This window comes from Ruminococcus albus 7 = DSM 20455 (assembly GCF_000179635.2).
In the GTDB taxonomy this organism is placed as follows: Bacteria; Bacillota; Clostridia; order Oscillospirales; family Ruminococcaceae; genus Hominimerdicola; species Hominimerdicola alba.
Window position 1 is genome coordinate 2,530,290 of the sequence record NC_014833.1, and the last position, 15,329, is coordinate 2,545,618.

Below are 15,329 nucleotides of genomic sequence, written 5' to 3' on the forward strand. Positions count from 1 at the left end.
CAATTCGCCTGTTCCGTACCAATTCCGTTTAATCTTCGTCAGTGCAGTATGTCAGCCCATTCTGCAACTGGATAAAAATGCACTCGTTTCTTTCATGCTCCTCGCCGTCCGATGCCATCATCGCTTCAAGAAAGAAATGCTGTGCGTCTTCACGGTCAGACCATACACGTTTTACTCCGTTGCAGACGGTTGTAATCTTGCGACTGCGGTTCATTGCCAATTCGGGGATTTTAAGCATCTGTGATACCTCCTAAACCATAATCTTCGATAGACGGATAACTGGAGAAGATCATATCACGGTCAAGCTCGTCAATTTTTCTGCGCTGTTCCTCGGTGATAAGGTTCTTGCTGACGAGGTCGGCAAGAATTTCACGGCTGACAGCGTAATAATACTCTGCCTGACCGTAGCGTGTCCGCTCCGTTACACTGTCGCTCTTTGTACAGAGAGCCGATGTACTTTCGTAGGATATTCCGTTAAGCATTGTTCCTCCTTCCCCTTGTCGGGGAGACATGGAATACCCTCATCTTCAATGTTACACTTTAAAGCGGTGAAAGTCAACTGTTTCGCAGCAAGTTTGGAGATGCGCCGCAAGAGTGACACTGAAAAGGGATATTCCCCGGTTGATTTTGCACATACATATAGCAATACAAGAAAATAGCAGCATAAAGATTTCGAGAGAAAATTTCACAGTGCAAGGAAAACGACCGCAGTTGGGCTGTCGCCCTGCAAGGGAGTTTGACGCAGCAATGTGGAATTTTATCCGAAAGATTTGTGTTGGTATTTTCTTGGATTGCTATAATATAGGTGCGACTTACAAAAATGGTGTCTTGGTGTCTGAATGGCGTAATATCGCCGTTTTGGGTGTCTGGTTTGCCGTCTTATCAGACAGAAAGGTGTCTGCTCCATACACCCTGCCTGTCTTTCATACACCATTTCAGACATCTGAAACAACGTAATATCGCCGATAAGACACCAAGACACCTTAAACTCAGGTCGATATATATTTTATAGCGATACCTCTGAATCCTCTGACGGTCTTTCCACCTACTGAGATGTTATTGGTGTACTTGATGCTGAACTGGTCGCTGTTCTGCTTTACCCAGCTTGTGAAAGTGTCTCGCTTCAATGCCGTCAGAGCATTATCATCACACCATCGGTAATAACTGTCATATAGTGCCGCCGATGAAACGCACAGCTTTTCCCCATACATCACCCTGTCCGTATCTTCCAGAAACTCCGTGATATTGCAGTTATCCTGCATAGTCTCCATGACGTTCTGCCTTGCCCTGTCGGATATCGTGAAGCGGTAATTGTTGGCAAGCAGGCGGAGCAGTCCGTCATACATCCAGCAGAAAATCTTCTCTTTCTCAGCGATGAATTTCTCGGCGATATAGGGGTCAATAATTCGCCTTTCGGGCGGCGGCAGGGTGGTAAGGATTATCATTCGGCGTGAGAAGCCCTTGCTCTTGTCATAGAGCGTTTTGGGACTGCCGTTGCCGAAGCACAAAAGCCGTGTATACAAGAGCGCCTGTTCCGACTGCTTGCCCTTTGCTTCAACATCTATGGGCGTTTCGGCGGTGACGAGGTTCTTGATGTAACCCGTTGAGGACAGCGCCTGCATTTGCATATCGTCATCTATCATAAGCAGACGGTCTTTCAGATTGTAGCGAAAAAAGCGGTCTGTCTCGATTCGGTGGATATTGCCCGTAAGCATATTATCCCTGAAAATCTCACGGAGTACGATGCCGATGCGAGACTTTCCCTCGCCGCCCTGACCTATGAGAAACATCATCTTTTGCCCTTTCGTGGAGGGTATCAACAGATAGCCGAGATATTCCTGCAAAGTGACCACATCTTCCGGTGTGAGCAGTTCCAACAGAAACGTCATGAACTGTTCGGGATAATAAGCACCGTTTCGGATATTCGGGTCATAGCAGATGTTCAGGCGGTTGGTGCAGAACTCCCTGTTGGGATAGAAGTTCCCTTGGAGGTCCAGCTTTCCGTTCTGAACATGGATAAAGTTCATGTCGGGCGGTATAGGCTCGCTGTATGTATAGAGCCTGAGCGCGTCCATTATCTGCACGACTTTCTTTGACAGCCCTATCCACACACCCAGACGGAGCATACGATAGACCTCGTTGCCGAGTGCGTTCTCGTCCACAAGTCCGTCATAATCGAAGAACCGTCCGCCGATGCATTTCATAGGGTGCTTCTGCGTGAACAGCTTGCAGAATTTCAGCTCATTAACGGTGGTCTTGTCCAGCATCCAATCGGGAAGCTCACGCTCTTTCTTCTTTTCAGGTGAAACGGTTGCCGAGGCATTCTCCCCATTCTTCGATACATCGTTTGTATTCTCGTTCAATCCTGTCTACCTCCGTTTTTATTTCTTCCTGTTGCTCTTTGTCGAAACGATTGAACGTTTCAAGCATATACTCCGCATAGCCGATATTCTGCAAAGCGTATACGAAACGCCTGTCCGTTTCATCATCGGGAGAAGTCGGAACATAAAGCATTTTGTACTTGTCCAGCAAAGTAAAATACCTGAGCAGAACATCATACATATGCTCCGCCCTTGCTTTCTCTGCCTTACGCTCGGCGATCTCCCTGCGCCGTCTGTTGACTTTCTCCATATCCGGTGGCTTGTCCACGTCCAGACCAAGTGCAAAATCGCTGTTGAGCTGTTTCACCGCTTCGATAGATGACAAGCCGAAAAGCTCCTGCACCAGCTTGATAACATCGCCGTGTGCCTGACAACCGAAACAGTAATAGTGGTCATCATACAGCTTGCAGGACGGGTGACGCTCCCTGTGGAATGGACAGAGCGCCATGTTTCCTCGGTGGACTTCCACGCCGTAACTGCGGGCGGCGGTGGGTACGTCCACAAGCTCTTTTACTTCATCAAATATTGTCATTAAAAGACCTCCTTCACATACAGCCTTTTTCACCCCAAAAGTTGTACGAAAACGTACAACTTTAAATAAAATATGTTTTTATTAAATTAAAAATCATATGTTATCACAAAATGAGAGCCTGCATTTTGTGATAACAGCACAGCACATTTCCCGATACTTGAAATACATATCGCTTTGTGCTATAATGTATATTGGATAATTATTGAAAGGCGGCTATCTATGTACAAGTTCTGCGACTTTCAGTCTGTTACCAAATTGCTGTACAGTGGGCTGATAAAATCTACGATCAAATCATATAACGTAATGATGAGCGACCTTTTTGGTGCATATAACGCCGCTGAAAGAAAACAGGCGTTTACAAGCAGTGAGCTTTCACGTCTGGGCAACGGTAAGCGTGTGCCGTCAAAAACGTGGGTAGACTTCTATCAGCGGAATGATAAGTCTGTCATGATCGCAGATATTATGAGCATTATTCCAAATATCGTAGATAAAACATCAATGCAGAAAGCACTGTTTGAGCTTTACACCAACGACAGATTTATCCCCGATGATTATATGCAGATATTTTTATCAAGCCATAAACCTGAATATTCCGATGATAACGCACTTGCGGAACTCATTTATGATGTTCTGTTCATTTCTATCGTCCGTCCTTATGAAGAAAAAACAAAGGAATGTTTTGTAGTTATACCCTTTGATGTTTCCGAGAATGAAGTTCCGTTTACAGATCAGAAAGCCGATGTACTGCCCACTGTAAACATAAAATCTCCGGAATCGCCTGACACATTGTTCGCCAACAGCGAATATGTACCGCCGTGTCCGCATTTCTGCGGTTATGCGTCTGATATTGATGACCTGAACACAATGTTTGCAAAGGACAACAAGCTGTTTGTGACAGGCTATCCCTGTGTTGGCAAAAGTGAGTTTGTTCGTGCTTATATTGAGAAATACCGTTCCCAATATAAGAAAATCGGTTATTATTTTTACAGCGGCAGCCTGCGTTCGATCATTGCAAATATGAACTCGGATATGCCTGTATCGCTGAGTGATACAAATAACGCTCTCTACATAAGCAACCTTAATATTCTCCACACACTTGATGAAAGCACCCTTATCGTTATTGACAATTTCAACGTCGGCATTGAAGATGATGAATGTGCGGACGATATTCTCAAACTGAAATGCAGGGTCATCTTTACTTCACGCAGGCGATATGAGGGAGTGACTACATTCAAGCTAAATGGTATTTCCAAGAATGACGGAATGGAGCTTGTAGAAAAGTTTTTTGACAACCCCACGCCTTTAGCTGAACATAGGCTTAAGGGCATTGTCAGTATGCTCGGAAGAAATCCTCTTTTCATAGAAATAGTCGGCAAAATGCTGATAAAGGGCGGCTGTACAACCGAAAGATTAGATTTTGAGCTTCTCGCCGGAGACTATTCCAAATTTGATCAAAAAGTAACCTTCACAAAAGATGGAAAACTCATGAAAGAGTCTCTTATCGGTGTTCTGAGAAATATGTTCGGATTTTCTGAACTCTCGGAGGTTCATCGCAAGGTTCTGTGTATGATGCACGTTGCAGTAGAAGCCCCCATACGAAAAGATGCAGCAATAGCCATGTTTGGGATTAACAGCGTTCAGCCGATAGACGATCTGATCGACGCAGGTTTTGTATCGGAAACTTCAAACGGCATGATACAGATGAGCCATTTCATATCGGAGATTGTTTTCAGCGCCCTGAAACCCGACAAGAATATCTGCCGTGAGCTGATAGACCGAATCAGGCTTATCGGAAAAGATGAAAGTATTCAGTGCGATTTCGGCGATATAAGAAATATCATAGCTGAGTTTGCATTTTTCCCCATAGTAAAGCCTGACACTGAAGCCGTGGAGGTCGCCTTCGACTGTTTCAAATTCTTTTGGCGTATCCATGATATTGAACGTATGGAAGAACTGAATGAGAGAACCTTTACCCTTCGTGGATTGACAGAGCCGAAACAGCTTGCGATACAAGAACTGGAAGAAGCCGCTATCGAAGCCGAAAAGAGAAATTATGTCAAGGCATTGGAATTTCAGAAAAACGCCATTGAAAAAATCATGGCACTTGATGATGAATATCTGAAAGCAGAAGCTGTAAGCAGCTATGCCTATTACCTTGAATATTCGGAAACGGCTGATTCCACCGAAGAATTATATGAAGCCTACCAAAGAGGTATAGAACTGTTTGAAGGTCTTGAACTTGATAACGGCGGCAAAGTGGAACAATGCCGTATCATCACCCGTTATGCCTACTTGCTCCTCATGACCTGTAAAACAGATGAAGCACTTGCGTGGGCTGATAGAGCCGTTAATACACTTGCAAATCTCAGACCAAGAACTGTACCCAGATATGAGTCTTTTGCCGATGCGCTATATGTCGGAGGGCTGTGCCATTTGCTTAAAAATGATGATAAAATCGCAAAATTTGAACTGGACAGGGCTTTCCGCATATACTTAATGGATCACAAAAGAGAATCCGATTTCATCGAAGACAAGCTCGAATGGGTATTCAATTTTGCCTTAGATGTGGACTCTGATATTATGGAAACGAAGCCTTTGAAATATCTGTTTGAGGTTGAAGATGATTACGATGATGACCTTGATGATGACGATCTGATCGATGACGATGAAGAGTTCTTCCTTGATCCCGATGCCTTTACAGAAGATGAGGACACCGATAAATCCGACTCATCAGATGAAATCGAATAACCTCAGCAGCACATCAATCACCACAGCAACAGGTGCGGCATAGTACAAAACATCGCCAATCGTTCTGACGGTGCAGAAACGTTTTACTGACTTGCTGATTTGCTCGGAAGCATTTTCCGCCGCCGCTGTTGCCGATCTCACGCTGTTGGTGCAGGAAGTTATATCCTTCTCCATCTGATCGCTGTTTGCCTGCACATACTGCATCAGCTCGTTGATGGCTTCTTTCTCCTGCGCTTTGACCTGATGATAGATGTTGTAAACACTGTCAGAGACCTCTGTCCTGACGCTTTTTGCGTACTGCTCTTGCAGGCTCAGGTTCTGCATCTGATGTTCGGACAACCTTTGTATTTCGGCGTTTATAGCTGTCGAATAGTTCTTCAAAAGTTGGCACATCTTTAGCGTTGCCGTTACCAGAAGAAGGACTCTCTCGTCCCTCTGTGCGTCCACTGACGATACTCCGATCTCCTCCGCCATTTCCCGAACTCTCGTTTCGATTGCGTCCAGTTCCGGCAAAGGTGCTGCCTGTTTCTTGGTTTCCATTGGTCTTACCCCCTGTCTCTGTGCCTTGTGTGATTGTTCGTACTCCCTGTGGATACGCTCCGCTTCTTTTATCATCTGTTCCCGTGTAAAGACCGCCGTTTGCTGTTTGTGTTCTGTCTGCGGTTCTTGTACTGTCGGCGGTGAGGGCTTCGGCTCTGTCGGCTTCTTGCCCTCGCCAAATCTTGGTAAGCTCATATTTGATTCCTTTCACTGTATATTTGTCACCCAGCTTACTGCCCCTGACCGAGACAAGTTTACCGTTCTTATCGGTATAATTCGGGTGACGGTAGGATATAGTGTTGCCCTTGACACGGCATTCCACATGATAATGCTTCATCAGGGCATTGACCACATCTTCTAAAGTTTTGTTGTTCGAGTCGGCGCACTCGATACGAATGACTTCCCGAAGTTCATCTTTGAATGTTTCCTTACCCTTAGCTTTCATCTGCTTCTCGGCAAAGGTTTCCTTGTCACGGTCGGGATCATCGTTATAATAATCCTTACGGACAGAGTGTACAAGCCCTCGCTTCATGCACTGCTCCCCGAAAAATTCGCACATGGTCTGCAAATCTTTCTGACTGCGGCGGTATGCCTTGCCTGTGACGGTGTGGCAGTTGCCCAGAAGAAAATGGACGTGCTTGTGCGGTTTGTCGGTGTGAACGGCAAACATGACCTGATAGCCGTCAAAAAACTTCTCGGCGAACTCCTTTGCAATGTTAAACACTTCTTCATAGGTCAGCTTGTCATTATCATCGGGAGAGAACGACAGCGACATCTTGAACGCAAGGTTCGTCCGCTTGTTATCACGCTTGCCGAACAGCTTTCGTGTGGTGAGAATGTCACAAGAATAAATGTTGCGGTCGCAGTTCATCTCCCAGCACAAATGCGGCGCAGTTTTTATGACACCTGCCTGCTGCTGTTCGGGCAGCTCACCCAGCATATACCGTGAAGCCCGGTCAAGCTGTATCTGCGATTTGCAGGGTTTATAGTCCACATTGACATTTCCGTACATCACTTAACGCCTTTAATGCTGAACTTCGGATTATCCAGAAATGCAAGAATCCGCTTCATGACGGCTTCATTGGTAATTCGGATAGCCCCGATCTCGGCTCTGACCTTATCGTCCTGCCCGATGTTGGAATAGTAAGCAAGCTGATTGAGGTTCGTGCCGATCTTGCGAATCTCGTGGATAAGCGGTGCGATGTCATCTGCCACGCTGTAGATCCTGACTTCGCTGTCCCTGATTGCTTGCATCAGATAGTCGGTCTTGCTCAGTCCGCTTGTTTCATGCTTGGTATTCCAGAGCTGAAGCTCCTCGTCGGTCAGTTTCAGACTGATCGAGTGATAGCGCTTTCTGTTTATCATTTTTATCCTTTCTCCGCCTGCGGCGGTCTTAGGGGAAGGTCTCGGAGGGGGAACGTCTCTGAGCAGGGAGACCGATGTGTCACTACATCGGTGCTACCTGCCCGGCGCAATCCGACGGGTCACGGTCCTGTTATTACAAGACATCACGGCGATAAGCCGTTTTTTCATAAGCAATTCGCTCCGCCGATTGCGTTCGAGTCTGCAAATTCCTCTGTGATATTTGCAGGCTTTCTCTTTTCGCATAAAATGCTATCGGGCATTTTTGCGTTATATCCCCGATTTTTCCACCGTCTATTGGTTTGTTGCTGTTGTTGTAACACTCCGATATATGTACGGCGGTAAAGCTGTTTCAAGCAGTATCAGCCGCCGATAAAATCGAAATCAATACCGGAATAATCATCATTTTCGCTGTTATCAGCGTTGCCAAAGCCCTCCGCGGCGCTCGGATTGCCGCTCACGGCATATCCTCTGCTGTCCATTGTTCCCATGGGAACAGCTCGAATCTCATTGAACTGTACAGGGTAACTGCTGTTCAGACTCAGCATCAGACTTGCGAGAAACTTCGGCATTTCGGCGATAAACGCCTTGCCTACCTCGCTGACGATCTGCTGAATGAAACGCTCCTCACGCTGACGGGTCTCGAAATACGGGTCATCAGCCAGTTTTCCCATACGGTCAAAGTAGTCATTGACCGCCGTAATGGCTGCAACATTGGTGGACTTGATCTTGTCCTTATCATAGTTATGAAGATAGTCCCAGGCTTTGGCGTGTTCGGGGTTATCCATATTGAAGCGGAAACAAGTAGTCAGAACCTTGCTCATTTCTTCTCCTCCTTTTTAAGCTGTGCAACGGCGAAATATTCATAGCCCTTTGCAGAAGCCTTAATGTCCTCGATGATAGTTACTCTATCCTTATCATAGTTTCCGAAATTTTTGATGAGCTTTCCTCCGCCGCCCGTGATGTAAAGGCGCATCATTTTCGGGTCATATTCATACTTGCGGAGCAGAGCAAAAATGCTCTCGGCGTATTCGGAAATTGCCTGTCTGAGAACCTCGGCATACTCGCTGTCAATGTCGGCAGTTCCGTAACGGATCATCGACTGGATAATGGTCTCGTCAACGGTCACGCCCAGCTTGTTCATCATAGCATTGGACGCAGCCTTTACGCACTGGTTCACGCCCATTTTCTCGGTGTAGGTTTTGGTGTTGATGACACGCTTGTTGCTGACGAAAATGATGTTGACCGTTCCGTTGCCGATGTCTGCAATCATGCTGAGACCTGTCATATCGTTCAGCTTGTCCACCACGGCAGCGTAGCCCTGCGGATACACATAGCAACCGATGATGCGGACGGAGTAGAGCTTGTCCTCGTATTTGAAGTCCACGCTCTCCCTCTGCAACATATACTTGCGGAAATCCTCACGCTGTCTGCCTACCCAGGTGATCGGCAGTCCTACAGCGAGGTAAATCTTAGCCGAGGTGATGCCCTCTTGGTTCAGCTCACGGGCGATACCCATAAGCGTGAAGATGTAGTTGTCATCGTCCTGCCACTTGTCGGCAAGATACTCCTTGTGTCCCTCACCGATCTGATAGTAGTTCCCTTCAAAGAAAAGAGTATTTTTCGTAAAGGTCGGTGCGGCATCGAGCTTGGTGATGCCTGTGGGCGTGACCGTGTTGGCGGTCTTGATGTTGCCGTAACCGTGGTCGATGCCCACGATCAGGAAGTCGTTATAGTGTTTCATTGGTATTCCTCCAATCTTTTTATTCAGTCATTCGGATAGCTGTGCGCTGTCCTTTGGCTGTAATTTTAGTATAGCACAGATCGGCTCTCAGTGGGTTGACAACAACCTGACAAGAACCTGACAAAACAGGTTTGTCAATTCTGTCAACTTTGTCAGGTCATGTTCTGAGTTGCAACGGAGAGGGCAGAAATATGTGCTATAAATGAACAAGCCCTCGGAGCGTTATACTCTGAGGGCTAGTAAGCGTATAACCCCCCGCATCATAAAAGCAAACAGCCGGGCAGATAACACCCGGCCGTAACATCATATTCTGGCTTTGATTTCTCCATTTCTCTTTGCGTCCATGTATATTTCTTTGAAATCAGCTTTGCTGTTCGGACCGAATATGATCGGCATAACAGATACCAGGCCATCGGAAATGATCGCATTTTTAAATGGCAGAAGCGCTGCATCAAGCAAAGTTGGCATCGGTGCATTTCTCAGCATTTCCTCCCAACTGCTGACAATGCCGTTTACAAGAAAAACAGAATTGTCATCGATCGATATAAATACCGATCCCTTTTTCCAATGTCGCTCAATGATAAATCTGCCGGTGATGCACCCTTTCCAGCTTTTAAGTATCTCCATGTGTTCTTCGGGCAGATCCGATCGCTCAAGATAATCATCAATGATCCATGTCCGTTCCCATAAAAAGTGGGCAACCTCCGCAGCGTCCTGTGGGTCGATCATTCCTTGCCCGAAATAATCTTCCTCAGGAAGTATATGATATTCTCTGTTCACATAGTCAAGCAGTGGAAAAAACAGTTCATAAAACAGCTTTGCATCTTCATTACTAAGTTTCATTTTCTTCCCTCCATGGTAATAATATCGTCCCCGCAGGCTGTGAAAACAGCTCGGTCAGGTATTTCTCAGCATCAACACCGTTCGCCTGTGCAGTTGAAATGATCGAATACAGCGTTGCACTTGATCTGGCTCCGTTTGCTGTATTTGAAAACAGCCAATTTTTTCGGCCTAACGCAAACGGTCTTATTGCGTTTTCGGCTCTGTTGTTGTCGATAGGCACGTCTCCGTTTTCAAGAAACGTGTAAAGATATTTCCGTTCATTCAACGCATATCTTACTGCATCTGTCAGCTTGCCCTTACCACTGACCTGAACATTTTCAAGCCACGCAAAAAACTCGTCAAGCAAAGGCTTTACCTTCACAAGGCGCTGTTTATATCTGTATTCTGTGGAGCTGTCGGCAAGCAGATTTTCTTCGTGATATATCTTGTTGAAATATTCTACTGCCTTTGCCGCAACAGAAGTGCTGTGCAGCTTTTGGTCGTTCGGAAGAGCCTGAATAAAACCACGCCTTGCATGAGTCATACAGCCGCATCGCTTAGCACCCTCGACTGCATTGTAGGCATCGTATCCGTCACAGATAAGATAGCCGATAAATCCTTTCAGGAAATTCGAGGCGTGCTCACCCTTTCGTGTCGGCTGATAATCGAAAATGATGATGCTCCTGTCATTCATTTTGCCGTTGCAGTAGACCCACATTCTTGATGTCGTGGTAGGCTTTCGGCCTTCCTCGTGAAGCACCTGAACGGTCGTTTCATCGGCATGGATCATCTGCCCTGCGATAAGCGTCTCATGCATTTTCTCCACAATCGGCAAACACCATTTTTCGGCAGCAGTGCCTACCCAATTAGACATAGTCGCTTTGAGCAGAGGTATGTTTTTGGAATTAAAGTCCTTTTCCTGACGGTGCAGAGGTACTGACTTTGCATATTTTTCGTAGATGATATGAGCCAGAAGTTCGGGAGAGCAATAGCTTCCCGGGATCATAGCGTGAGGATATGGCGCACGGATGATATGACAAGGTTCGTCCCTTTCTTCGGGCTTTTCTCCGCACTCGGGACACTTGTACTTATGTACTATATGCCTGCGGATATGATATTTTGGCGGCGTAAATATAAGTTCATCGTAAGCCTTTTCGGGAGTCAGTTCTTCCATTTCGGCGCCGCATATTTCGCATACCGGGTTGTCAATTTTGTGATGTTCTTCTTTTACAGGCAGATTGTTCATCCATTCATCGTGAGTGCGTTTTTTCTTGCGCTTGTGTTCGGGAACAGTAATTGTTTCGGCAGATTTAGCTGCGGATTTTTCTTCATTGTTTCCGAACATGGAAAGCTGAACACCGAACTCCTTTTCCATAACAACAGATGTCTGCTCTGTTTTTCTTCCGAATATCTGCTTTCTGAACCACGCTAACTGCTGATTGGCAAGTGCTAGTTCTTCCTTGAGAACAGCGTTTTCATTACGGAGCGATACAATTTCCGATGTCATATTTGGTTCGGACATAAAGCACCCCTCCGTTCGTGATGATACTTTAATGATACCACGAAAAGAGGGGCTTTTCAAGCACATATTCTGAATATTCGGTAAGTATTGCCTTAATACAGCGCCCCCGGCTTTCCCTCACGGATAGCCTTCGGCTGCTCTATTTTCAAGCCTTCCAGAAGCCAGCGAATTTGCTGAGATGTGAGCATTACTGCTTCGGTCTCACTGCGCGGCCACTGGAATCTTCCGTTGTCAAGGCGCTTGTACAACAGCAGAAAACCATCGCCCTCCCACAGCAGACCTTTGATGCGGTCACAACGTCTGCCGCAGAACAAAAACAATGCTTTCGAGAACGGGTCAAGTCGAAGCTGAGCCTGAACGATAGTCGCAAGTCCGTCTATCCCGCGTCGAAGGTCGGTGTATCCCGTAACAAGATAGACCTGTGCGTCCGCTGCCAGATCATTCAGCATAGCTCATGCACCAAAGCGGTCAGAGTGTCCGCAGATATATCTGCCGGAAGAGATATTTGAAGTCCGTTTTTCTCAATGCGGATATTTTCGTTTGAGCAAGGAACTGATACAGGAACGATGGTCGGAGAATTTTCGATATACTTTTCACGAACTTTTCTTAGGCGGTTGTAATACGTGTTTGGCTTGATCCCTTTTTCTTTGCACCATTCCCGGATCGTCAGACCGCTTGCCTGCTGTGCTTTGATCTGCGCAGACCATTCCTGAAGCTGCATTTCTTTTTTGATTGTTGTGATGGATGTTGTTTTGTCCATACCTGTTACCTCCTTGTCTAATCGTCTCCAATGAACTCCATGGATCAATTTGGATTATTCAATTTACTTCATGGTGTTCCTTGGAGTTTATTATACTTTATTAGACTTCGGTGGGGTAGGTGCTGGGGGTTATACGCTTACGGTTATACGCTTACGAGGGCTATTTAATGTGTGGTAGCAGGGCAGGGTAACTTTGATCCCACCGGAATCAAAGTTGACATAAAAACGGCTCCGGAATATTTCATCCAGAGCCGTTTTCGGGTTAATTATGGGTTGCTTTTAGATTGCTCAATAACAGTAGGATATACCTTTGCATTGGTGTATACCAAATAATCAGTAGGCTTATTACCAATTGTTTCGCCACTGCCATCAATCAACTCGGCTTCAAGAAATACTTGATAGTTTGCATATTCAGTGAAGCCGCTTCCGGTAATCACATAGTATTGAATTGTTGCACTATAAATCTTATCAGTTGCAGGATCTATTGACATTTCATAGATATATGTATCGTTTGTGCTTTCGCCAATCTTTGTTAATGAAGTATTGCCAATTTTTAAATCAATACCAGAAAGATAATTTGAAATATCACTTACTTTGACATACTCAACTTTAGTAATAGCTGCATTGGCAATTTGAGGAGTATCCGTTTTCTTATTTAATGTTAAAGTAAATCGTATTTTTCTTGTTGTTGCGTGTGTTTCGTCCTCAATTGCCGTTGCATTTAATACCGCTTCCGAGTCTATCAACATAGCAGTTCTATCGTTGTTTGTGCCGTTAGAGGTTCGACCATTTACACCCAGCCTTGAATAGTTCTTACTCTCCTCGCCTATGGTATCATAGATGTCTAATTCTCTTTTGGCTTTGTAGGTTAAAATCGAAGCGTTTGCTGATTCTCTGTAATAGTAGTAATTATTTGGTGCAAACGGTTTTGTCATACTTGTATGCGTAAGCTGTGTACTGTCATAAGCAAGATTTGATGTGGCAGAGACCTTTACACCAACACGAGGATTTGAAGTGAGTTTTTCAGGAAATTCAGCTTGAATATCTGAAAATACCATGTCTATATCAGCAGATACTGTTAAGGTGTAGTTGCTTGCATTTAGCAGATTAGACATCACGTTAGTTGTGTTTACGAGTATATAGTTTGATTGCTTATCCACCACACAAGCAGTAGCTGAGCTATTTCCTATTTTATAGGCAGCTGTGCTGTTTGTAGCATCATAGCCGGCGATCTCATTTACTACACTTCCGTCCTCGCCATAGCAGTTCAATGAAATATCGAATGCATGATATAGTGGTTTGCCGCTATCAAGTAAATATGATCTCGCTGTATCATTTGTTAATCTGATAGTGGTTTCTGCATTAACTTCAATATGCCTATTGGAATCGGTGATTTGAACCTGAGTATTTCCTAATGTGTAAGAGGTTGTCTGTTCATACAAATCAGCAATAAGAACATTGTAAGGTGAATTTGAAGTTCTTGCAGCAGATTTTGTTCCGGTCAACCGTGATGGTGAGTCAATTCTATAAAAATATAGTTCACTATCATAGCCGTCAACCTTTGGAACATACATACTGATATAGTAATCTTCGTTCAGAACATAACTATTTGAAACGGACAAGTTGATATTACCGCTGCCGCCAACATATTCATAATAGTGCTTTATTCCGTTGTTGTCTATACGATATACACTATACTCATTATCTGTGACCGTATGACCTTCTGCGAATGTCAGCTCATTATACATTCCTCCTGTATCTGATTCTAATGTTTCAACCTCGATTTCCTTTGCAATCATTTTATTAAAGCTGCTTACGGAAAATGAAGTACCACCGCTATCACTTGTGAAGTTAGTTAAATCAATCTTCCAGCCTGCTTCACCTAAAATATAACCGGTTTCGCCGGAATCAGGCAGAGCTTCAAAGTCATCTGCTGATGCATAGTATACCTTATCTGAATCTCCGTTCGGGTCAACAAGTACCATGTAAGTATCATCCGGCAGCTTATACGAAGCTATCTGCGTGTTGAATGTCACATACTTGTTATGATTCCATTTAAGATTTCCAGCAGAAAGCAGGATATTCAAGTCTTCTGCTGTATAGGAAAATCTGATGTATTGTGTAACCCAGGTGTTAAGGCTGTCAACGTGAAGACGATTATTGCTTGCCATTGCAGCTTCATAGTCAGAAACAACTGATGGTGTCTGATATGTAACAGAGTTTGTATCGGTCAGTGCTGCAGCCGAGAAACTGAATGTCATCTGCTTGACTGTATATACAGGAACATACAGATGATAAGCTACATCAGTATGATCTGAGTCAAAAGGATCGGTGAATTGAACGTCAATCAGCGTAAATGTGTTTTCTTTTCTTGCTCCCGAATCAGCATTTGCACCACTTAAAGCGAATACTCCATTATTAAACGTCAGACCAGGAGCATAATCAGGATCATCTGTATCAGTTATAACACTAAACTTTCCGCCGCTGTACTTGCAAGTGTTTATTGCAATATTATAATAATTGCTTGAAGTTGTATAGTCGTTGGAAGTATTTGTTACTAACTGAATATAGCGATTGATAAGATTAGTTGTCTCTGTGTTGTCTGTGTTTGATATAACAACCACAGCAAAATTGTTTACTCCTGTTGGCAATGAGCCTGCCTCGGTTTGATAAGTCGAGATACGATCTCCGTCTTCGCCTGCTATGTGCTTCATGTAATTATCAATAGATACGCCCGTATTATCATCTCTTGTCGGAATAGGATCATCAACAAATGAAGTATAACGTCTTGTATTTGTTGTGTCGCTAAGTTCCGAATAGATTTTAGCTGCCATAGTTTGGTCGGCAGTCTTACCGCTGTATCCTGTGATTGATGAGCCGAAAAGCACAGCACCGTCACCTGAAATGATTTCATTAGT

Annotated in this window: 15 protein-coding genes; 1 reads left to right on the forward strand and 14 read right to left on the reverse strand. The window is 44.7% G+C overall.

What is annotated here, in order from left to right; all coding sequences use genetic code 11:
- Positions 1-28 precede the first annotated feature (28 nt).
- The 4 genes from RUMAL_RS11420 to RUMAL_RS11440 form a co-directional block, all read right to left on the reverse strand.
- The gene (locus RUMAL_RS11420; protein ID WP_013483881.1) at positions 29-238 is read right to left on the reverse strand and encodes a hypothetical protein; all 210 of its coding nucleotides are present in this window, start codon (positions 236-238) and stop codon (positions 29-31) included.
- The gene (locus tag RUMAL_RS11425; protein ID WP_013483882.1) at positions 231-482 is read right to left on the reverse strand and encodes a hypothetical protein; all 252 of its coding nucleotides are present in this window, start codon (positions 480-482) and stop codon (positions 231-233) included. The genes RUMAL_RS11420 and RUMAL_RS11425 overlap by 8 nt, the downstream gene beginning before the upstream one ends.
- A gap of 507 nt (positions 483-989) precedes the next feature.
- Entirely contained in the window at positions 990-2,363 is a 1,374-nt protein-coding gene (locus tag RUMAL_RS11435) for a DNA primase family protein (protein ID WP_013498895.1), read from the reverse strand.
- The gene (locus tag RUMAL_RS11440) at positions 2,299-2,913 is read right to left on the reverse strand and encodes a CHC2 zinc finger domain-containing protein (RefSeq protein WP_013483884.1); all 615 of its coding nucleotides are present in this window, start codon (positions 2,911-2,913) and stop codon (positions 2,299-2,301) included. Before RUMAL_RS11440 ends, RUMAL_RS11435 begins: the two co-directional genes overlap by 65 nt.
- 219 nt (positions 2,914-3,132) lie before the next feature.
- Here RUMAL_RS11440 and RUMAL_RS11445 point away from each other — a divergent pair, with 219 nt between their 5' ends.
- Positions 3,133-5,661: a hypothetical protein gene (locus tag RUMAL_RS11445; protein ID WP_013483885.1), complete on the forward strand. Its 2,529-nt coding sequence runs from the start codon at positions 3,133-3,135 to the stop codon at positions 5,659-5,661.
- Here the strand turns inward: RUMAL_RS11445 and RUMAL_RS11450 are convergent.
- The 10 genes from RUMAL_RS11450 to RUMAL_RS11495 all read right to left on the reverse strand — a co-directional run bounded on the left by RUMAL_RS11450 (position 5,644) and on the right by RUMAL_RS11495 (position 15,299).
- Positions 5,644-5,985 carry a hypothetical protein gene (locus RUMAL_RS11450; protein WP_028504500.1) on the reverse strand — a complete coding sequence of 114 codons (342 nt, stop codon included), beginning with the start codon at positions 5,983-5,985 and terminating at the stop codon, positions 5,644-5,646. The genes RUMAL_RS11445 and RUMAL_RS11450 overlap by 18 nt on opposite strands.
- Positions 5,927-7,213 (reverse strand): relaxase/mobilization nuclease domain-containing protein, encoded by a 1,287-nt coding sequence (locus RUMAL_RS11455; RefSeq protein ID WP_013483886.1) that lies wholly within the window; start codon positions 7,211-7,213, stop codon positions 5,927-5,929. Before RUMAL_RS11455 ends, RUMAL_RS11450 begins: the two co-directional genes overlap by 59 nt.
- Entirely contained in the window at positions 7,213-7,566 is a 354-nt protein-coding gene (locus RUMAL_RS11460; protein WP_013483887.1) for a plasmid mobilization protein, read from the reverse strand. The genes RUMAL_RS11455 and RUMAL_RS11460 overlap by 1 nt, the downstream gene beginning before the upstream one ends.
- Positions 7,567-7,925: 359 nt before the next feature.
- Positions 7,926-8,387, reverse strand: coding sequence for a hypothetical protein (locus RUMAL_RS11465; RefSeq protein ID WP_013483888.1), 462 nt, complete (start codon positions 8,385-8,387; stop codon positions 7,926-7,928).
- Complete coding sequence (locus RUMAL_RS11470) at positions 8,384-9,307, reverse strand: ParM/StbA family protein (protein WP_013483889.1); 924 nt, start codon at positions 9,305-9,307, stop codon at positions 8,384-8,386. Before RUMAL_RS11470 ends, RUMAL_RS11465 begins: the two co-directional genes overlap by 4 nt.
- A gap of 303 nt (positions 9,308-9,610) precedes the next feature.
- Positions 9,611-10,150 (reverse strand): hypothetical protein, encoded by a 540-nt coding sequence (locus RUMAL_RS11475; RefSeq protein WP_013483890.1) that lies wholly within the window; start codon positions 10,148-10,150, stop codon positions 9,611-9,613.
- A complete protein-coding gene (tnpC, locus tag RUMAL_RS11480; RefSeq protein WP_013483394.1) occupies positions 10,140-11,651 on the reverse strand; it encodes an IS66 family transposase in 1,512 nt (503 codons plus the stop codon). Before tnpC ends, RUMAL_RS11475 begins: the two co-directional genes overlap by 11 nt.
- 92 nt (positions 11,652-11,743) lie before the next feature.
- A complete protein-coding gene (tnpB, locus tag RUMAL_RS11485; RefSeq protein ID WP_013483393.1) occupies positions 11,744-12,100 on the reverse strand; it encodes an IS66 family insertion sequence element accessory protein TnpB in 357 nt (118 codons plus the stop codon).
- Positions 12,094-12,411, reverse strand: a complete 318-nt coding sequence (tnpA, locus tag RUMAL_RS11490; RefSeq protein ID WP_013483496.1) for an IS66 family insertion sequence element accessory protein TnpA — start codon at positions 12,409-12,411, stop codon at positions 12,094-12,096. Before tnpA ends, tnpB begins: the two co-directional genes overlap by 7 nt.
- A gap of 266 nt (positions 12,412-12,677) precedes the next feature.
- Positions 12,678-15,299 (reverse strand): hypothetical protein, encoded by a 2,622-nt coding sequence (locus tag RUMAL_RS11495; protein ID WP_043550768.1) that lies wholly within the window; start codon positions 15,297-15,299, stop codon positions 12,678-12,680.
- Positions 15,300-15,329: the final 30 nt, after the last annotated feature.